The sequence below is a fragment of the Mycolicibacterium frederiksbergense genome, assembly GCF_012223425.1.
Lineage (GTDB): Bacteria > Actinomycetota > Actinomycetes > Mycobacteriales > Mycobacteriaceae > Mycobacterium > Mycobacterium frederiksbergense.
This window is the reverse complement of record NZ_CP038799.1, coordinates 1357414-1376803: the sequence shown is the minus strand read 5'-3', so window position 1 is coordinate 1376803 and position 19390 is coordinate 1357414. Positions and strand designations below refer to the sequence as shown.

The window sequence follows — 19390 nt, the reverse complement described above, 5'->3', positions numbered from 1 at the left end:
ATCCTGCCCACCCTTCACTGCACCTGACATCGTGACCTAGCCTGAGCCCTGCTCAGCGATCTAGACGCGTGCCGTGGTTCTTCGAAGACTCGGGCTTGAGAGCCAGCCAAACCGATGCAGATATAGCTGGAAGGGTGCATCTTGGCAGTCTCGAGCCAGAGCAAGTCAGATTCCACTAATAGCTCCGTTCCGGGAGCGCCGAACCGAATTTCCTTCGCCAAGCTCCGTGAGCCTCTCGAGGTTCCGGGGCTCCTTGACGTTCAGACCGACTCTTTCGAGTGGCTGGTCGGTTCGGACCGGTGGCGGACGAAGGCGGTCGACCGCGGCGACGTGAACCCGGTCGGAGGCTTGGAGGAAGTACTCGCCGAACTGTCTCCGATCGAGGATTTCTCCGGCTCGATGTCGCTGAGCTTCTCGGACCCGCGCTTCGACGAAGTCAAGGCGCCGGTGGACGAGTGCAAAGACAAGGACATGACGTACGCGGCCCCGCTGTTCGTCACGGCCGAGTTCATCAACAACAACACCGGTGAGATCAAGAGCCAGACGGTCTTCATGGGTGACTTCCCGATGATGACCGAGAAGGGCACCTTCATCATCAACGGCACCGAGCGTGTCGTGGTGTCCCAGTTGGTCCGTTCGCCGGGCGTGTACTTCGATTCGTCGATCGACAAGGCCACCGAGAAGGACCTGCACAGCGTCAAGGTCATCCCGGGCCGCGGTGCGTGGCTGGAGTTCGACGTCGACAAGCGCGACACCGTCGGCGTCCGCATCGACCGCAAGCGCCGCCAGCCGGTCACCGTGCTGCTGAAGGCGCTCGGCTGGACCAACGAGCAGATCACCGAGCGCTTCGGCTTCTCCGAGATCATGATGGGCACGCTGGAGAAGGACAACACCGCCGGAACCGATGAGGCGCTGCTGGACATCTACCGGAAGCTGCGCCCGGGCGAGCCGCCGACCAAGGAGTCCGCGCAGACCCTGCTGGAGAACCTGTTCTTCAAGGAGAAGCGCTACGACCTGGCTCGCGTCGGCCGCTACAAGGTCAACAAGAAGCTGGGCCTGAACGCCGGCCAGCCGATCACCAACTCGACGCTGACCGAAGAGGACGTCGTCGCGACGATCGAGTACCTGGTGCGTCTGCACGAGGGCCAGACCTCGATGACCGCCCCCGGTGGCGTCGAGGTGCCCGTCGAGGTCGACGACATCGACCACTTCGGCAACCGTCGTCTGCGTACCGTGGGCGAGCTGATCCAGAACCAGATCCGGGTCGGCCTGTCGCGCATGGAGCGTGTCGTGCGTGAGCGCATGACGACCCAGGACGTCGAGGCGATCACGCCGCAGACCCTGATCAACATCCGTCCCGTCGTGGCGGCGATCAAGGAGTTCTTCGGCACCAGCCAGCTGTCGCAGTTCATGGACCAGAACAACCCGCTGTCGGGTCTGACCCACAAGCGCCGCCTGTCGGCGCTGGGCCCCGGCGGTCTGTCCCGTGAGCGTGCCGGCCTCGAGGTCCGCGACGTGCACTCCAGCCACTACGGCCGGATGTGCCCGATCGAGACCCCCGAGGGCCCGAACATCGGCCTGATCGGTTCGCTGTCGGTGTACGCACGGGTCAACCCGTTCGGTTTCATCGAGACGCCGTACCGCAAGGTGGTCGACGGCCAGGTCACCGACCAGATCGACTACCTGACCGCCGACGAGGAGGACCGCCACATCGTGGCGCAGGCCAACTCGCCGCTGGATGGCGACGGCCGGTTCACCGACGAGAAGATCCTGGTCCGCCGTAAGGGCGGCGAGGTCGAGTTCGTCTCCGCCATCGACGTGGACTACATGGACGTCTCGCCGCGCCAGATGGTGTCGGTCGCGACGGCGATGATCCCGTTCCTCGAGCACGACGACGCCAACCGTGCCCTGATGGGTGCCAACATGCAGCGCCAGGCGGTTCCGCTGGTCCGCAGCGAGGCCCCGTTGGTCGGTACCGGTATGGAGTTGCGTGCCGCCATCGATGCCGGTGACGTGGTTGTCGCCGACAAGACCGGTGTGATCGAAGAGGTTTCGGCCGACTACATCACCGTGATGGCCGACGACGGCTCGCGCCAGACCTACCGGATGCGCAAGTTCGCCCGGTCCAACCACGGCACGTGCGCCAACCAGCGCCCGATCGTGGACACCGGACAGCGTGTCGAGGCCGGCCAGGTGCTGGCCGATGGTCCGTGCACCGAGAACGGTGAGATGGCGCTGGGCAAGAACCTGCTCGTCGCCGTCATGCCGTGGGAGGGTCACAACTACGAAGACGCGATCATCCTGTCCAGCCGTCTGGTCGAAGAGGACGTGCTCACCTCGATTCACATCGAGGAGCACGAGATCGACGCCCGCGACACCAAGCTGGGCGCCGAGGAGATCACCCGGGACATCCCGAACGTCTCCGATGAGGTGCTGGCCGATCTCGACGAGCGCGGCATCATCCGCATCGGCGCCGAGGTCCGCGACGGCGACATCCTGGTCGGCAAGGTCACCCCGAAGGGCGAGACCGAGCTGACCCCGGAGGAGCGCCTGCTGCGTGCCATCTTCGGTGAGAAGGCCCGCGAGGTCCGCGACACGTCGCTCAAGGTGCCCCACGGCGAGTCCGGCAAGGTCATCGGCATCCGCGTGTTCTCCCGCGAGGATGACGACGAGCTGCCCGCCGGCGTCAACGAACTGGTCCGCGTCTACGTGGCCCAGAAGCGCAAGATCTCCGACGGCGACAAGCTCGCCGGACGCCACGGCAACAAGGGCGTCATCGGCAAGATCCTGCCGATCGAGGACATGCCGTTCATGCCCGATGGCACCCCGGTGGACATCATCCTGAACACCCACGGTGTGCCGCGTCGTATGAACATCGGCCAGATCCTGGAGACCCACCTCGGGTGGGTGGCCAAGGCGGGCTGGAACATCGAGGGCTCACCCGAATGGGCGGGCAAGCTGCCCGAGGGCATGTTGTCGGCTCCGGCCGACAGCATCGTGGCCACCCCGGTGTTCGACGGTGCCCAGGAAGGGGAGCTGGAGGGCCTGCTCGGCTCGACGCTGCCCAACCGCGACGGCGACGTCATGGTCAACGCGCAGGGCAAGGCCGAGCTGTTCGACGGTCGTTCCGGCGAGCCGTTCCCGTACCCGGTGACGGTCGGCTACATGTACATCCTGAAGCTGCACCACCTGGTGGACGACAAGATCCACGCCCGCTCGACCGGTCCGTACTCGATGATCACCCAGCAGCCGCTCGGTGGTAAGGCGCAGTTCGGTGGTCAGCGGTTCGGCGAGATGGAGTGCTGGGCCATGCAGGCCTACGGTGCGGCCTACACGCTGCAGGAGCTGCTCACCATCAAGTCCGACGACACGGTGGGTCGCGTCAAGGTGTACGAGGCCATCGTCAAGGGCGAGAACATCCCCGAACCGGGTATCCCGGAGTCGTTCAAGGTGCTTCTCAAGGAGCTGCAGTCGCTCTGCCTGAACGTCGAGGTGCTGTCTTCGGACGGCGCGGCGATCGAGATGCGAGACGGAGACGACGAGGACCTGGAGCGCGCTGCTGCCAACCTCGGAATCAACCTGTCGCGCAACGAATCTGCCTCTGTCGAAGATCTCGCTTAAATATCTAGTCCCGCAAGGGGAAAGGGAGTTACGTGCTAGACGTCAACTTCTTCGATGAACTCCGCATCGGTCTCGCGACCGCGGACGACATCCGTAACTGGTCCTTCGGCGAGGTCAAGAAGCCGGAGACCATCAACTACCGCACGCTCAAGCCAGAGAAGGACGGCCTGTTCTGCGAGAAGATCTTCGGACCTACTCGCGACTGGGAGTGCTACTGCGGCAAGTACAAGCGCGTGCGCTTCAAGGGCATCATCTGTGAGCGCTGCGGCGTCGAGGTGACCCGTGCCAAGGTGCGCCGTGAGCGGATGGGCCATATCGAGCTGGCCGCACCCGTCACGCACATCTGGTACTTCAAGGGTGTTCCGTCGCGCTTGGGCTACCTGCTGGACCTGGCCCCGAAGGATCTGGAAAAGATCATCTACTTCGCGGCCTACGTCATCACCGCGGTCGACACCGAGATGCGTCACAACGAGCTCTCGACCCTCGAGGCCGAGATGGTCGTCGAGAAGAAGGCCGTCGAGGATCAGCGTGACGCCGACCTGGAGGCCCGGGCCCAGAAGCTCGAAGCCGACCTGGCCGAGCTGGAGCGCGACGGTGCCAAGTCCGACGTGCGCCGCAAGGTGCGCGACGGCGGCGAGCGCGAGATGCGCCAGCTGCGTGACCGTGCCGGCCGTGAGCTGGAGCGTCTCGACGAGATCTGGACCACCTTCACCAAGCTGGCTCCCAAGCAGCTCATCGTGGACGAGGTGCTGTACCGCGAGCTCATCGACCGCTACGGCGAGTACTTCGAGGGCGCCATGGGCGCGGAGTCGATCAAGAAGCTCATCGAGACCTTCGACATCGACGCCGAGGCCGAGAGCCTGCGCGACACCATCAAGAACGGCAAGGGCCAGAAGAAGCTGCGTGCGCTGAAGCGGCTCAAGGTCGTCGCGGCGTTCCAGATGAACCGCAACTCGCCGATGGGCATGGTGCTCGACGCCGTGCCGGTGATCCCGCCGGAGCTTCGCCCGATGGTGCAGCTGGACGGTGGCCGCTTCGCGACCTCCGACCTCAACGACCTGTACCGCCGCGTGATCAACCGCAACAACCGGCTCAAGCGACTGATCGATCTGGGTGCGCCCGAGATCATCGTCAACAACGAGAAGCGCATGCTTCAGGAGTCGGTGGACGCGCTGTTCGACAACGGCCGTCGTGGACGTCCGGTCACCGGGCCGGGCAACCGTCCGCTCAAGTCGCTGTCCGATCTGCTCAAGGGCAAGCAGGGCCGGTTCCGTCAGAACCTGCTCGGCAAGCGCGTCGACTACTCGGGCCGTTCGGTCATCGTGGTCGGCCCGCAGCTCAAGCTGCACCAGTGCGGTCTGCCCAAGCTGATGGCTCTCGAGCTGTTCAAGCCGTTCGTGATGAAGCGTCTCGTCGACCTGAACCACGCGCAGAACATCAAGAGCGCCAAGCGCATGGTGGAACGTCAGCGTCCCCAGGTGTGGGATGTCCTCGAAGAGGTCATCGCCGAGCACCCGGTGCTGCTGAACCGTGCACCCACGCTGCACCGCCTCGGTATCCAGGCCTTCGAGCCGCAGCTGGTCGAGGGCAAGGCCATCCAGCTGCACCCGCTGGTGTGTGAGGCCTTCAACGCCGACTTCGACGGTGACCAGATGGCCGTGCACCTTCCGCTGTCCGCGGAGGCGCAGGCCGAGGCCCGCATCCTGATGCTGTCCAGCAACAACATCCTGTCTCCCGCGTCGGGCCGCCCGTTGGCCATGCCGCGTCTGGACATGGTGACCGGTCTGTACTTCCTGACCACCGAGATCCCCGGTGACACCGGCGAGTACACCCCGGCGGCGACGGACACCCCGGAGACCGGCGTGTACAGCTCCCCGGCCGAGGCCATCATGGCCCTGGACCGTGGTGCGCTGTCGGTGCGCGCCAAGATCAAGGTGCGGCTGACCAACCAGCGTCCGCCCGCCGACGTCGAGGCACAGCTGTTCCCCGAGGGCTGGAACCACGGCGACGCCTGGATTGCCGACACCACGCTGGGTCGCGTGCTCTTCAACGAGCTGCTGCCCAAGGGCTACCCGTTCGTCAACGCGCAGATGTTCAAGAAGGCGCAGGCCGCGATCATCAACGATCTCGCCGAGCGTTACCCGATGATCGTCGTCGCGCAGACGGTGGACAAGCTCAAGGACGCCGGTTTCCACTGGGCGACGCGTTCGGGTGTGACGGTCTCGATGGCCGACGTGCTCGTTCCGCCGCAGAAGGCGGAGATCCTGGAGCGCTACGAGGGCGAAGCCGACTCGATCGAGAAGCAGTACCAGCGCGGCAAGCTCAACCATGTCGAGCGCAACGGCGAACTGGTGAAGATCTGGCAGCAGGCCACCGAAGAGGTCGGTAAGGCCCTGGAGGCCTACTACCCCGAGGACAACCCGATCATCACGATCGTGAAGTCCGGCGCCACGGGCAACCTGACCCAGACCCGCACGCTCGCGGGCATGAAGGGTCTGGTGACCAACCCGAAGGGTGAGTACATCCCGCGTCCGATCAAGTCCTCGTTCCGCGAGGGCCTGACCGTGCTGGAGTACTTCATCAACACCCACGGTGCCCGTAAGGGTCTGGCCGACACCGCGCTGCGTACCGCCGACTCGGGTTACCTGACCCGTCGTCTGGTCGACGTGTCGCAGGACGTCATCGTGCGTGAGACCGACTGCCAGACCGAGCGCGGTATCAACGTCACCCTCGCCGAGAAGCAGGAAGACGGCTCGCTGGTCCGCGATCAGCACATCGAGACGTCGGCGTACGCCCGCACGCTGGCCACCGACGCGGTGGACGCAAGCGGCAACGTCGTCATCGAGCGCGGCCATGACCTGGGTGACCCGGCCATCGACGCGCTGCTGGCCGCCGGCATCACCGAGGTGAAGGTCCGCTCCGTGCTGACCTGCACCACGGGCACCGGCGTCTGCGCCATGTGCTACGGCCGCTCGATGGCCACCGGCAAGCTCGTCGACATCGGCGAGGCCGTCGGTATCGTCGCCGCGCAGTCCATCGGTGAGCCCGGTACGCAGCTGACCATGCGTACCTTCCACCAGGGTGGTGTCACCGGTGGCGCCGACATCGTCGGTGGTCTGCCGCGTGTGCAGGAACTGTTCGAGGCCCGCGTGCCGAAGAACCGTGCCCCGATCGCCGATGTCACCGGCCGGGTGCAGCTTGAGGAGACCGACAAGTTCTACAAGATCACCATCGTCCCCGACGATGGTGGCGAGGAAGTCGTCTACGACAAGCTGACCCGTCGCCAGCGCCTGAAGGTGTTCAAGCACGACGACGGTTCCGAGCGTCTGCTCTCCGACGGTGACCACGTCACCGTGGGTCAGCAGCTCATGGAAGGTGCTGCCGACCCGCACGAGGTGCTGCGTGTCCAGGGCCCCCGTGAGGTGCAGATCCACCTTGTCCGGGAGGTCCAGGAGGTCTACCGGGCCCAGGGTGTGTCGATCCACGACAAGCACATCGAGGTCATCGTGCGGCAGATGCTGCGTCGCGTGACGATCATCGATTCCGGTGCCACGGAGTTCCTGCCCGGATCGCTGACCGAGCGCAGCGAGTTCGAGTCGGAGAACCGTCGGGTCGTCGCCGAGGGCAACGAGCCCGCGGCCGGCCGTCCGGTGCTGATGGGTATCACGAAGGCATCGCTGGCCACGGATTCGTGGCTGTCGGCGGCGTCGTTCCAGGAGACCACTCGCGTGCTGACCGATGCGGCGATCAACTGCCGCAGCGACAAGCTGATGGGTCTGAAGGAGAACGTGATCATCGGCAAGCTGATCCCGGCCGGCACCGGCATTCCCCGGTACCGGGACATCCAGGTGCAGCCGACCGAAGAGGCCCGCGCTGCGGCGTACACGATCCCGTCCTACGAGGATCAGTACTACAGCCCGGACTTCGGACAGTCGACCGGCGCTGCCGTGCCGCTGGATGACTACGGCTACTCGGACTACCGGTAGTCAGTACGAGAAAGGCCCCCGCTTTCGAGCGGGGGCCTTTTTCGTGGTCCGGGATAGGCTCAGCGCGATGATGATCGACGCAGCCTGGTTCCTGGTCGGCTTGGTGGCGTTGATCATCGGTGCCGAGATCATGGTCCGCGGCGGCGCGGAGGTAGCGTCGCGCCTGGGCATCAGCCCCATCATCATCGGCCTGACCGTCGTCTCGATCGGCACCAGCGCGCCCGAACTCGCGGTCGGCGTGGCCGCCGTCGGAGAGGGCAGCGGGGCGCTCGCGGTCGGCAACATCGCCGGCACCAACGTCGTCAACCTGCTGCTGATCCTCGGGCTGAGCGCGCTGCTGGTCCCGCTGACCATGGCCGCGCGCACCCTGCGCTTCGAGTTGCCGGTGATGGCCGGCGCTGCGGCCCTGATGCTGGTGCTCTCCCTCGACGGCGTGCTGACCCAACTCGACGGCGTCATCCTGGTAACCGGCGCGGTGGCCTACACCGTGGCGCTGATCCGGACGACACGGCGCGAAACCGCCGCCGTGGTGCAGGAATACGACGAGGAATACCCGCCGGAGCAGGTCGCCGTGCGTACCCGCACGCCGCTGCACGTGGCCATGATGGTCGGCGGGATTGTGATCGTGGTGATCGGCGCGGACTGGCTGGTCGACGGTGCGGTCGGGATGGCACGCAGCTTCGGTGTCTCCGACGCGCTGATCGGCCTGACCGTGGTGGCGATCGGCACGTCGGCCCCGGAACTGGTGACCACGGTGATGTCCACCATCCGCGGCAACCGCGACATCGCCATCGGCAACCTGCTCGGCAGCAGCATCTACAACATCCTGCTGATCCTGGGCGCCACCTGCCTGGTGGCGACCGACGGGCTGGCGCTGCCGGCCAGTCTGGTGCGCATCGACATCCCGGTCATGGTGGCCGTCGCCCTGGTCTGCATTCCGATCTTCGTGACCGGCCGACGGGTCAGCCGCGGCGAGGGCGGCGGCATGGTCCTCGCCTACCTGGCCTATCTGACCTTCCTGCTCATCGCGCAGTCCTAGCGATTGCGGCGCGCACGTCATGCGCCCGCACCGCAATCACCAGGGGTCAGGACTGACGGCGCTGCTTGCGGGCCTCGCGCTGATACTTCACCAAGGCCACCAGGGCCTTGGGATTGCGGGCCAGCGCGACGGCGCCCTGTGCGCCCATCTTGACCTTCTGACCGAAGGTCGGATTCTGCTGCGGTTCCACCACACACCTCTCGTTGATCTTGATCGTCGCTCTGCACCCTAGCCGGGCCGCACCGTCGGACCCCACGCCTAGACTGGCCACGTGCTCATCGGATCCCATGTCAATCCCGAAGACCCGATCGCCGCGGCTGCCGCCGAGGGCGCCGACGTGGTGCAGTTCTTCCTCGGCAATCCGCAGAGCTGGAAGAAACCCAAACCGCGCGAGGACGCCGAGCTGCTCAAGGCCTCCAGCGTGCCGCTCTACGTGCACGCCCCGTACCTGATCAACGTCGCCTCGGCGAACAACCGGGTGCGCATCCCGTCCCGCAAGATCCTGCAGGACACCTGCGATGCGGCGTCCGAGATCGGCGCCACCGCCGTCATCGTGCACGGCGGGCATGCCGACGACAACGACATGGAGGCGGGTTTCGAGCGCTGGGTGAAGGCGCTGGACGCCCTGAACACCGACGTGCCGGTGTACCTGGAGAACACCGCCGGCGGTGACCACGCCATGGCACGGCACTTCGACACCATCGCCCGGCTGTGGGATCACATCGGTGACAAGGGCATCGGCTTCTGCCTGGACACCTGCCACGCCTGGGCCGCCGGCGAGGCGCTGATCGACGCCGTCGAACGGATCAAGGCCATCACCGGTCGCATCGACCTGGTGCACTGCAACGACTCCCGCGACGCCGCCGGATCCGGCGCCGACCGGCACGCCAACTTCGGCACCGGACAGATCGCCCCCGACCTGCTGGTCGCCGTCGTCAAGGCCGCCGACGCCCCGGTCATCTGCGAGACCTCCGAACAGGGCCGCAAGGACGACATCGCCTTCCTGCGCGACAACCTCTGACGGCGCACCGGAATTTTCGGCAAACGGCGGGCGACGCACAGGTGAACTAGGCTCACCACTCGTGGCGACGATTGACGAGGAACAATCGATCGTCGTCAATCGCGTCGCGACGCCCGGCCGTCGCTCCCAGCGCCTGCGCTATCTGCGCTACACCGCGATCACCGTCTGGGCTGCCGTCGTGCTGTGGCGCACGGTGACCGACGGTTTCGCGTTCAACCGGGAACTGGTGCTGCTCTACATCAGCACCGGGCTCATCGCGGCCAGCATCGGCCAGGGCCGGCGCATGTTCTATGTACTGCGCGATTGGCTGCCCTTCGCGCTGCTGCTGATCGCGTACGACCTCAGCCGGGGAGCGGCCGATTTCGTGGGTCGCCCGACGCTGTGGCACTGGCAGGCCGACGCCGACCGCTGGCTATTCGGCGGCACCATGCCGACCGTCTGGCTGCAGGAGCGCCTGAAGCTGCCGCATCCGCCCTGGTGGGAAGTCGGGATCAGCACCGTCTACATGTCGTTCTTCGTGCTCCCGTACGTCATTGCCGGGGTGCTGTGGCTGCGCGACCGCGAGGAATGGAAGCGTTTCGTCAAGCTCTTCGTCGGATTGAACTTCGCCGGGCTGGTGATCTACGCGCTGGTGCCCGCCGCGCCGCCGTGGGCCGCCGCGCGCTGCACCCCCGAGGACGTCGCCGGCGGACCGTCGGGCCCGCGCTGCATGTTCAAATCCGCGCGCGGTGTCCCCGACGGCGGTGTGCTCGGCGGTATGGAAAGCGTGCGGGACGGCGCCAACGACTGGATCGAGCGCATCGTGACGCGGGGCTGGGGAAATCTGAACCTGCACACCGCGACCGCGCTGCTGGACCAGGGTCAGGCCAGCGTCAACCTGGTGGCCGCGATCCCATCCCTGCACGCGGGGATGTCGGCGGCGCTGGCCGCGTTCCTGTGGAACCGGCTCAACCGCGGGTGGCGTCCGGTGCTGGTGGCCTACCCGCTGGTGATGGCGTTCACGCTGGTGTACACCGCCGAGCATTACGTCATCGACATCCTGCTGGGCTGGGCGCTGGCCGCGGCGGTGATCTACGCCGGGCACGCCTACGAATCGCGGCGTAGGGCCTCGGCGACCTCTCGTGCGGCCCGCTCGCCGGATTCGATCGCGCCCTCCAGATAGCCGGGGTGCTCGGTGGCCGTCTCGGTGCCCGCCCAGTGGATATGTCCGACGGGTGCCGACGGCATCGGGAAGAACCCGTCGGTGGTGCCGGGATTCGGCAACGCCAGATAGCCGCCGCCGACGTATTCGTCGCGGTGCCAGGACTTCTCATGCCAGTCCACCGGGTCGAGCACCTCGGCGCCGATATGGGTGACCAGCGGCCCGAGGATGGCGCGGCGGCGGGCGGCGGCGTCCAGCCCGTCGAGGGTGTGCGCGGCCCGTCCACCGACCAGCACGCACAGGTGCCCGGGACCCCCGGGGGCGGTGGTGTCGAAAACGGCGCTGCCGGGGTTGCCGAGCACCAGGAACTCGCCGCCTCGGCGGTCCCGCCAGAACGGCCGATCATAGATCGCGATCGCCTTGTACACCGACCCCATGAAGGTGTTCTGTTGCAGTGCAACACGATCCGCGGGTAGCGGCGGGTCGTGGGTGATGGGGGAGGGCGCCGGTGGCGCGACGGTGACGATGGCCTTCGCCGCGCGCAGCGGCCCCGGCGTGCTCTGCACGGTGACGCCGTCCTCGTCGCGGGTGATCGCCGTGACCCGGTGCCCGGTGCGCACCCGCCCGTCGAGGTCGGCGGCCATCCGGTCGGTCAGCATCCCGATGCCTTCGACGAGCAGGCTGTCCTGCGCACCGTTCGCGGTGGACAGCATGGTCAGCAGTCCGCCCTGGCTTCCGATCATCTCGGTGGCGCAATGCACCGAGACCCGGTCCGCGTCGGTGGTCCAGGAGATGGCCGTGATGACGTCGAGCAGCCGGCGGGCGGTGGCGTTCGGGACCCGGCGCAGCAGGGCGTCCAGGGTGATGGCGTTGAAGCGCGGCGAGGTGCCGATGCGGCTGAGCACGCCGAGGCCCGCCAAGGCGAGAACGGTGCACAGGATGGCCGGTGAGGCGAGCGATACCCGGCGGGTCCCGTCGATGATCCCGGGCAGGGTGCCGGTGTGCATCGCGAACCTGGTGGCGCCCAGGTCGGCGGCCAGTGCGGTGAGCCGGTGATGGTCGTGCCCGAGCCACTGCCCGCCCAGGTCGACCCGCGACCCGAGGGTGGTGGTCGCACTCATCGCCCGGCCGCCGACGCGGTCGGCGGCTTCCAGGACCAGCACGTCGATGCCCCGGCGGTGCAGGTCACGGGCGGCGATCAGGCCCGACATCCCGGCACCGATCACGATCACCTCGGCGTCGCGCATGGATTCCTCCGTCAAACTCAGTCAGTCGTATGACTTGATCTGACGGTAGCGGTCGGCGGCCGACCTTGGCAAGGTTCAGACCTTTGCCAGCGCGATGACCATGTCGATGACGGTGTCCAGGTCGGCGCGGGCGCGCTGTTCGTCGGGGTCGCACGCGTATTGCATCATCAGCCCGTCCACGCCGGCCAGGATGATCCGCGCCAGGCGATCGAAGGGGACCGCGCTCACCTCGCCGGCATTGACCGCCGCCGTTTCGCACCAGCGCGCCACCACCTCGGCGTAGCGCTGGTACTGCCATCGCGCCATCTCCTCCAGGCCGGGCTGGCGCAGCGCATAGTTGAGCAGTTCGAACTGCATCATCTGCAGGTTGATCTGATCGGTGACCAGCTGTGTCCAGAAGACGGTCAGGCCCTGCCTGATCGCGTGCGCCAGACCGTGATTGATCTCGACGGTGTCGCCGAGCACGGTGGCGATCTCCTCGATGACGTCCTCGATGACCGCGCGTAACAGCAATTCCTTGGAGGGGAAGACGTACTGCAGCGTGCCCAGCGGCACCTCGGCCTCGGCGGCGACGGCACGCAGGGCGGTGCTCGCCACGCCCTGGCGCGACATGACCCGGCGGGCTGCGGCGACGAATTGCCGGCTGCGGACGGACGCTTCGACGTAGGGCATGTTCAGGTCAGGTAGATCTTGCGCAGGGTGTCGGTGACCGTCCAGGTGGTCTGCGCTCCGGCGGCCAGGCGCCCGATATCGCCGGCGCGCAGGTGCAGCGGGGCAGTGCCGTCGGCGAATTCGACGGTGGCGGCGCCGGAGAGGACGACGAACATTTCGTCGGCCTCGACATCGGTCATGGTGCCGACCGACATCTCCCAAACGCCGATTTCCAGACCGCCGAACTGGGTGAGCGTCGAGGCGGCCGTGCTCGGGTCGCCCGCGACGGACTGGTCGGCGGGCACCGGCTCGTGGGTGAGCGCCAGCGCGGCGGCATGGACGGCGGTATTGGGCTGCACCGCACGAGTATGCACTGTGTTACGGATCTTGTGCAGCTGTCGAGAAAATGTAACAGTGGGGCATGGCCACTCACGTCGTCACCAACCAGGTTCCCCCGCTGCACGACCACAATCCGGCCGCCTCACCGGTGCTCATGGAGGCGCTGGTCCGCGAGGGCGGCAGTTGGGGAGCCGACGAGGTCACCGAACTCGGCGCCCTGAGCGGGTCGGATCAGGCGCAGCGCTGGGGCGAACTCGCCGACCGCCACCGCCCGGTGCTGCACACCCACGATCGCTACGGTCACCGCGTCGACGAGGTCGAATTCGACCCGGCCTATCACGAACTGATGAATGTGGCCGTCACGCACGGCCTGCACGGCGCACCGTGGGCCGATGACCGCACCGGATCCCATGTGGTCCGGGCCGCCAAGACCTCGGTCTGGACGCCCGAAGCGGGCCACATCTGTCCGATCTCGATGACCTACGCGGTGGTTCCCGCGCTGCGTTTCAACCCCGAGCTGGCCGCGGCCTACGAGCCGCTGCTGGCCAGCCGGGTCTACGACCCGGAGCTCAAGGTGCCCACCACCAAGGCCGGTCTCACCGCGGGTATGTCGATGACCGAGAAGCAGGGCGGCTCCGATGTGCGGGCCGGCACCACCGAGGCGGTGCCCAATGCCGATGGCACCTACGCGCTGACCGGGCACAAGTGGTTCACCTCGGCACCGATGTGCGACGTGTTCCTGGTCCTCGCCCAAGCACCCGGCGGGTTGAGCTGCTTCTTCCTGCCTCGGGTGCTGCCAGACGGCACCCGCAACCGGATGTTCTTGCAGCGTCTCAAGGACAAGCTCGGCAACCACGCCAATGCCTCCAGCGAGGTCGAATACGACGGGGCGACGGCCTGGCTGGTCGGCGAGGAGGGCCGCGGGGTGAAGACCATCATCGAGATGGTCAACCTGACCCGGCTGGACTGCACGCTGGGCAGCGCCACCAGCATGCGCACCGGGCTCAGCCGTGCCGTGCATCATGCCCAGCACCGAAAGGCGTTCGGCGCCTACCTGATCGACCAGCCGCTGATGCGTAACGTGCTGGCCGACCTGGCCGTCGAGGCCGAGGCCGCCACCATGCTGGCCATGCGGATGGCCGGGGCGACCGATCGCGCGGTGCGCGGTGACGAACGCGAGTCGCTGTTGCGCCGGATCGGCCTGGCGGCCGGTAAGTACTGGGTGTGCAAGCGGGCGACACCGCATGCCGCCGAGGCGATGGAATGTCTGGGTGGCAACGGCTATGTCGAGGACTCCGGGATGCCGCGGCTGTACCGGGAGGCGCCGCTGATGGGCATCTGGGAGGGGTCGGGCAATGTCAGCGCGCTGGATACGTTGCGCGCCATGGCAACCCGCCCGGAATGCGTCGACGTGCTGTTCGACGAACTCGCCCAGGCGCAGGACCCGCGGCTGGACGCGCACATCGCCGCGCTGAAGACGTCGCTGAGCAGCCTCGGCGATATCGAGTACCGCGGACGGCAGGTCGCCGAGGACATCTCGCTGGCGCTGCAGGGGGCGCTGCTGGTGCGCCACGGACATCCCGCGGTCGCCGAGGCGTTCCTGGCCAGCCGGCTCGGCGGGCAGTGGGGCGGCGCGTTCGGCACGCTGCCGACCGGCCTGGACCTGGCGCCCATCATCGAGCGTGCGTTGGTCAAGGGATGAGCCCCCTGCGCGAGCAGACACAAAAGGCCCTCAAATGGCCCGAAACAGGGGCCATTTGCGTCTGCTCGCGGCAGGAGGGATGAGCGTGGACACGCTGACGACCATGACCTACGAGGTGACCGGCCGCGTCGCGCGGATCACCTTCAACCGCCCCGACAAGGGCAACGCCATCATCGCCGACACCCCCGTCGAACTGGCGGAACTGGTGGAGCGCGCCGATCTGGACCCCGGCGTCCACGTCATCCTGGTTTCCGGTGCCGGAGAGGGCTTCTGCGCGGGCTTCGATCTCGGGGCCTACGCCGATGGCAGCTCCTCGGCCGGTGCGGATCGCCGTGGCACCGTGCTCGACGGCCGCACCCAGGCCGTCAACCACCTGCCCGATCAGCCGTGGGATCCGATGATCGATTACCAGATGATGAGTCGGTTCGTGCGCGGCTTCTCCAGCCTGATGCACTGCGACAAGCCGACCGTGGTCAAGATCCACGGCTATTGCATTGCCGGTGGCACCGATATCGCGCTGCACGCCGACCAGGTGATCACCGCCTCGGACGCCAAGATCGGCTACCCGCCGATGCGGGTGTGGGGTGTGCCCGCGGCCGGCCTGTGGGCGCACCGGCTGGGTGATCAACGCGCGAAACGCCTACTGCTGACCGGTGATTGCCTCACCGGCGCGCAAGCCGCTGAATGGGGTCTGGCCGTGGAGGCCCCCGAACCGCAAGACCTCGACGAGCGCACCGAGCGCCTGGTGGCCCGCATCGCCGCCATGCCGGTGAACCAGCTCATCATGGCCAAGCTGGCCTGCAACACCGCGCTGCTGCAACAGGGCGTGGCCACCAGCCGGATGGTCAGCACCGTCTTCGACGGTATTGCCCGGCACACCCCGGAGGGGCATGCGTTCGTCGCCGACGCGCGTGAGCACGGTTTCCGGGAGGCCGTCCGGCACCGCGACGAACCGCTGGGCGATCACGGCCGCCGCGCCTCCGGAGTCTGACCGGTGCGCCTGACCGCCCGTTCGGTGGTGCTGAGCGTCCTGCTCGGTGCGCATCCCGCCTGGGCGTCGGCGGCCGAACTTGTGCTGCTGACCGCCGATTTCGGTATCCGGGAGTCGACGCTGCGGGTGGCGCTGACCCGGATGGTGGGTGCCGGTGATCTGGTGCGTTCGGCGGACGGTTACCGGCTTGCCGACCGGCTGCTGGCCCGGCAGCGCCGCCAGGACGGCGCCATCGAACCGCACGAACAACCGTGGGGCGGGACCTGGACGACGCTGCTGATCACCAGCGTCGGCGCCGATGCCCGTACCCGTGCCGAGTTGCGGAACACCCTGCTGCAGAGCCGGTTCGGGGAGCTCCGCGAAGGTGCGTGGTTGCGCCCGGACAACCTCGCGGTGCAACTGCCCGAGGACATCCGGACCAAGGTGCGGGTGCTGCACAGCCGCGACGACGACCCCGCCGGCCTGGTGGGGCAGTTGTGGGATCTGCCGGCCTGGGCCCGCGAGGGTGAGCGATTGCTCGCCGAGATGGCCGAAGCCGCCGATGTGCCAGGGCGTTTCGTGGTGGCCGCCGCCATCGTGCGGCACCTGCTGACCGACCCGGTGCTGCCGGCCGAACTGTTGCCGCCGCGTTGGCCCGGCGAACGGCTTCGGCTGGCCTACCGAGATTTCGCCGCCGAGCTGGTCGCGCGGCGCGACGACCGAGTGGAGGCAGTATGAGCGAAGGTTCGGAGTCCAGCAGCGAAGCGACCCAGGCAATCGGCTCGGTCCGCATCGAGCGCAACGGAGCGGTGACGACGATCATCATGAACCGGCCGGAGGCCCGCAACGCGGTCAACGGACCGGCCGCCGCGGAGCTGTACGCGGCCTTCGACGAGTTCGATCATGACGACGGTGCATCGGTCGCGGTGCTCTGCGGTGACAACGGAACCTTCTGTGCCGGTGCCGATCTCAAGGCAATGGGCACGGCCGAGGGCAATCAGGTGCGACCCGACGGTCCGGGACCGATGGGTCCGTCGCGGATGATCCTGTCCAAACCGGTGATCGCCGCGGTCAGTGGTTACGCCGTGGCCGGTGGCCTGGAACTCGCGCTGTGGTGCGACCTGCGGGTGGTCGAGGAGGACGCCGAGTTCGGGGTGTTCTGCCGGCGCTGGGGTGTCCCGCTGATCGACGGCGGCACGGTGCGGCTGCCGCGCCTGATCGGGCACAGCCGCGCGATGGACCTCATCCTCACCGGCCGGGCCGTCGGGGCCCAGGAGGCCATGCAGATCGGGCTGGCCAACCGGGTGGTGCCGACGGGGCAGGCCCGCGCGGCCGCCGAGGAACTGGCCGCCGAGCTGGCCGCGCTACCGCAGCTGTGCCTGCGCGCCGACCGGCTTTCCGCCCTGCATCAGTGGGGCGAAACCGAAGAGGCGGCAATGAGTTTCGAGTTCGGCAGCCTGGCCAAGGTGTCCACGGAGCTGTTGGCGGGCGCCAAACGGTTCGTCGACGGGGCCGGACGGCACGGGGCCGGCAGCTAGCCCTTGCTGACCTTGTTGCCGCTGCCGAGGTCCTCGACCTTCGGGTCACCGGCCTTGTAGACCACCGTGTTGTCGATGCCGACCACGCTGATCTCGGTCTCGACGTTGTCCAGCGTCACCTTGTTGTCGGCGCCGCCGATGTTGACGCTGGAGCAGGTGCCCTTGATGGTGAGCGTGTTGTTGGAGCCGCCCACGTTGAGCGCCTTGCCCTGCGCGCAGTCGATATCGGCGGTGGTGCCGAACGACCCGTAGTTGATGGTGTTGCCGATCTCGACCTGTGCGCCCGAGGTGCCGGCGGTGACGGTCGGGGCGTCGGAATCCCCACTCGATCCGCATCCGGCCAGACCGAGCGCGAGCGCCACGGCGGCGACAGTTCCTGCGATATGAGTGCGCATGCTTCCTCGATTCGTAGCCGGTCTGCCCAGCCTAGGTGAGGGGGACGTTGATGATGGGCCGTCGCTCACCGGCGCCCGGGCCGTCGAAATGCCACCACTCGCCGGAGTAGACGCTCAGCCCGCCGGCCGCCATCGCCTCGCGCAGCACGGCGCGGTTGTACTGCGCCGCGGCGCTCACCCCGTCGGTGGCGTAGGCGTGCGAGGCGGCGGTGAAATCGTCGAAACCGGTGCCCATCTCCGAGAGGCTGGTCGCGCCGGCGGTGGTGACATCCACCGACCGGCCCGATTCGTGGCTCTTCGAGTACGGGCCGGGCTGCGCCACCCATGCCGGGTTGGACACCACCTCGAACATCGCGACCTGCACATCGTGGGGCCGGTAGCAGTCCCAGAACACCAGCCGCAGACCCCGGGTGCGCAACTGCGCCGCCGCGGTGGCCAGCCCGGCAGCCAGCGATTCATGGACCAGGCAGCGCGCCGCGGGCGGATACAGCGGTGTCCCGACGAAATTGTTCGCGGTGGCGTAGCGCAGATCGATCACGGCGTCGGGCACCGCGGTGCGGACGTCGATGAACCCCACCGCGCGGGCCGCCGCCGATACCGGGGCGATCGACGGCTCGCTGTTCGCCACCGTGGCCACCTCGGGAGTCATTGCGGCGCCGCCGATTCCGCCCAGCAGGGCGAACAGTGCGATGAGCCGGCGCACAGGGTCAGGCCGGGGCCCAGTTGATGCGGTTGGTCATGCCGAGTTCCCGGCCGCGGTCGATCACCGCGGGCGCACCGTTGTGATAGATCACCGTCTGGTCATAGCCGTACACGGTGACGTCGTTGATGATGTTGTCGGCAATGACGATGTTCGACGATCCCTGCAGCGTCACCGCCCAGCAGGTGCCCTTGGCGTTGATGGTGTTGCTGGTCCCGTTGACGAGCAGCGTGGCGTTGTTGCAGTCCAGCGTCTGCACGATGCCCTGACCGGTGATGTGGGTGTCGCCGTTCTTGGCGTGTGCCGACGGTGCGGCCATGCTCGCCAACAGCAGCGGGGTGACCAGCGCGCCCGCCGCGATGGACCGGCTCCGACTTTTCACACTCAGGGTCGCCATGGGTCAACAGAGTACGGTGCCGGGCCCCTCCGGTGGCACCGCTTGGCCGGGTTTCCCGTCCGGTCGCCGACTGCGTTGCCGCTGGGTAGCGTGGGCACCGATGTATGGGCGTGGCTTCCGGACGATTCTCCGGACTCTTGCCGTGGCAGCCACCGTCATGGCCGCTGCGGGCTGCGTGCAGCAGGTCGACGGTGTCGCCCAGTCGGCCCGATCCGCGGACGCCGACGCCGAGCACAGTTACGGCTACGCCGACAACCGCTGCGGGCTGCTGTCGGACAGTTCCGTGCAGTCCGTGTTGGCCGCCGAAGATGTGGTCCGGCCCTACAGCGGTGCGGTCTGCCAGTACGTGCTGACCCGCGACGGCGACATGCTCGACGCGACCTTCGCCTGGTTCGACACCGGCGATCTGGATCGTGAACGCGCGCTCGCGGTGGAGCGCGGCGCCGAGGTCATTGACACCGTGGTTGAGCGCAGAACCGCGTTCCTGGCCCGTCGTGACACCACGGGTTCGGGCTGCGCGGCGACCGCGGCCGCCGGCGGCGGCGTGCTGAGTTGGTGGGTCCAGGTGCGCGACACCGCCGGTGCCGACGCCTGCCCGGACGCCCAGAAACTGCTGTCGGCGACCCTGAGATCGGACATGTGA

At 67.6% G+C, this 19390-nt stretch carries 17 protein-coding genes; 10 read left to right on the top strand and 7 right to left on the bottom strand.

What is annotated here, in order from left to right; translation table 11 throughout:
• Positions 1-126 precede the first annotated feature (126 nt).
• From rpoB to EXE63_RS09615, 3 genes are all read left to right on the top strand, one after another.
• Positions 127-3621: a DNA-directed RNA polymerase subunit beta gene (rpoB, locus tag EXE63_RS09625; RefSeq protein ID WP_210000648.1), complete on the top strand. Its 3495-nt coding sequence runs from the start codon at positions 127-129 to the stop codon at positions 3619-3621.
• Positions 3622-3653: 32 nt separating this feature from the next.
• On the top strand, positions 3654-7607 hold the full coding sequence (locus EXE63_RS09620; protein ID WP_168141757.1) for a DNA-directed RNA polymerase subunit beta': 3954 nt from the start codon (positions 3654-3656) through the stop codon (positions 7605-7607).
• A gap of 67 nt (positions 7608-7674) precedes the next feature.
• Entirely contained in the window at positions 7675-8646 is a 972-nt protein-coding gene (locus EXE63_RS09615; RefSeq protein WP_168141756.1) for a calcium/sodium antiporter, read from the top strand.
• Between the two features lie 46 nt (positions 8647-8692).
• Here the strand turns inward: EXE63_RS09615 and EXE63_RS09610 are convergent, their stop codons facing one another.
• Positions 8693-8839, bottom strand: coding sequence for a hypothetical protein (locus tag EXE63_RS09610; protein WP_168141755.1), 147 nt, complete (start codon positions 8837-8839; stop codon positions 8693-8695).
• A 78-nt stretch (positions 8840-8917) separates the two neighbouring features.
• Here EXE63_RS09610 and EXE63_RS09605 point away from each other — a divergent pair, with 78 nt between their 5' ends.
• Both EXE63_RS09605 and EXE63_RS09600 read left to right on the top strand, forming a co-directional pair.
• The gene (locus EXE63_RS09605; RefSeq protein WP_168141754.1) at positions 8918-9667 is read left to right on the top strand and encodes a deoxyribonuclease IV; all 750 of its coding nucleotides are present in this window, start codon (positions 8918-8920) and stop codon (positions 9665-9667) included.
• Positions 9668-9728: 61 nt separating this feature from the next.
• Positions 9729-10829 (top strand): phosphatase PAP2 family protein, encoded by a 1101-nt coding sequence (locus tag EXE63_RS09600; protein WP_168141753.1) that lies wholly within the window; start codon positions 9729-9731, stop codon positions 10827-10829.
• Here the strand turns inward: EXE63_RS09600 and EXE63_RS09595 are convergent.
• The 3 genes from EXE63_RS09595 to EXE63_RS09585 all read right to left on the bottom strand — a co-directional run bounded on the left by EXE63_RS09595 (position 10754) and on the right by EXE63_RS09585 (position 13065).
• Positions 10754-12055: a flavin monoamine oxidase family protein gene (locus EXE63_RS09595; RefSeq protein ID WP_168141752.1), complete on the bottom strand. Its 1302-nt coding sequence runs from the start codon at positions 12053-12055 to the stop codon at positions 10754-10756. The two genes, EXE63_RS09600 and EXE63_RS09595, sit on opposite strands and share 76 nt — an antisense overlap.
• Before the next feature lie 75 nt (positions 12056-12130).
• The gene (locus tag EXE63_RS09590) at positions 12131-12727 is read right to left on the bottom strand and encodes a TetR/AcrR family transcriptional regulator (RefSeq protein WP_168141751.1); all 597 of its coding nucleotides are present in this window, start codon (positions 12725-12727) and stop codon (positions 12131-12133) included.
• Positions 12728-12729: 2 nt separating this feature from the next.
• Positions 12730-13065: a cupin domain-containing protein gene (locus EXE63_RS09585; RefSeq protein WP_168141750.1), complete on the bottom strand. Its 336-nt coding sequence runs from the start codon at positions 13063-13065 to the stop codon at positions 12730-12732.
• Positions 13066-13127: 62 nt separating this feature from the next.
• Between EXE63_RS09585 and EXE63_RS09580 the strand changes: the two genes are divergently transcribed.
• The 4 genes from EXE63_RS09580 to EXE63_RS09565 all read left to right on the top strand — a co-directional run bounded on the left by EXE63_RS09580 (position 13128) and on the right by EXE63_RS09565 (position 17255).
• On the top strand, positions 13128-14747 hold the full coding sequence (locus EXE63_RS09580; protein ID WP_168141749.1) for an acyl-CoA dehydrogenase family protein: 1620 nt from the start codon (positions 13128-13130) through the stop codon (positions 14745-14747).
• 79 nt (positions 14748-14826) lie between these two features.
• Positions 14827-15738: a crotonase/enoyl-CoA hydratase family protein gene (locus tag EXE63_RS09575; RefSeq protein ID WP_168141748.1), complete on the top strand. Its 912-nt coding sequence runs from the start codon at positions 14827-14829 to the stop codon at positions 15736-15738.
• 3 nt (positions 15739-15741) lie between these two features.
• Positions 15742-16455: a PaaX family transcriptional regulator C-terminal domain-containing protein gene (locus EXE63_RS09570; protein ID WP_168141747.1), complete on the top strand. Its 714-nt coding sequence runs from the start codon at positions 15742-15744 to the stop codon at positions 16453-16455.
• Positions 16452-17255, top strand: a complete 804-nt coding sequence (locus EXE63_RS09565) for a crotonase/enoyl-CoA hydratase family protein (RefSeq protein WP_168141746.1) — start codon at positions 16452-16454, stop codon at positions 17253-17255. Before EXE63_RS09570 ends, EXE63_RS09565 begins: the two co-directional genes overlap by 4 nt.
• Here EXE63_RS09565 and EXE63_RS09560 read toward each other — a convergent pair.
• From EXE63_RS09560 to EXE63_RS09550, 3 genes are read right to left on the bottom strand one after another with little or no spacing between them, the layout of a single operon-like run.
• On the bottom strand, positions 17252-17650 hold the full coding sequence (locus EXE63_RS09560; protein ID WP_168141745.1) for a DUF3060 domain-containing protein: 399 nt from the start codon (positions 17648-17650) through the stop codon (positions 17252-17254). The two genes, EXE63_RS09565 and EXE63_RS09560, sit on opposite strands and share 4 nt — an antisense overlap.
• Before the next feature lie 31 nt (positions 17651-17681).
• A complete protein-coding gene (locus tag EXE63_RS09555; RefSeq protein ID WP_168145486.1) occupies positions 17682-18299 on the bottom strand; it encodes a M15 family metallopeptidase in 618 nt (205 codons plus the stop codon).
• A 58-nt stretch (positions 18300-18357) separates the two neighbouring features.
• On the bottom strand, positions 18358-18747 hold the full coding sequence (locus EXE63_RS09550) for a DUF3060 domain-containing protein (protein ID WP_168141744.1): 390 nt from the start codon (positions 18745-18747) through the stop codon (positions 18358-18360).
• A gap of 100 nt (positions 18748-18847) precedes the next feature.
• Between EXE63_RS09550 and EXE63_RS09545 the strand changes: the two genes are divergently transcribed.
• Positions 18848-19390, top strand: coding sequence for a DUF3558 domain-containing protein (locus EXE63_RS09545; RefSeq protein WP_168141743.1), 543 nt, complete (start codon positions 18848-18850; stop codon positions 19388-19390).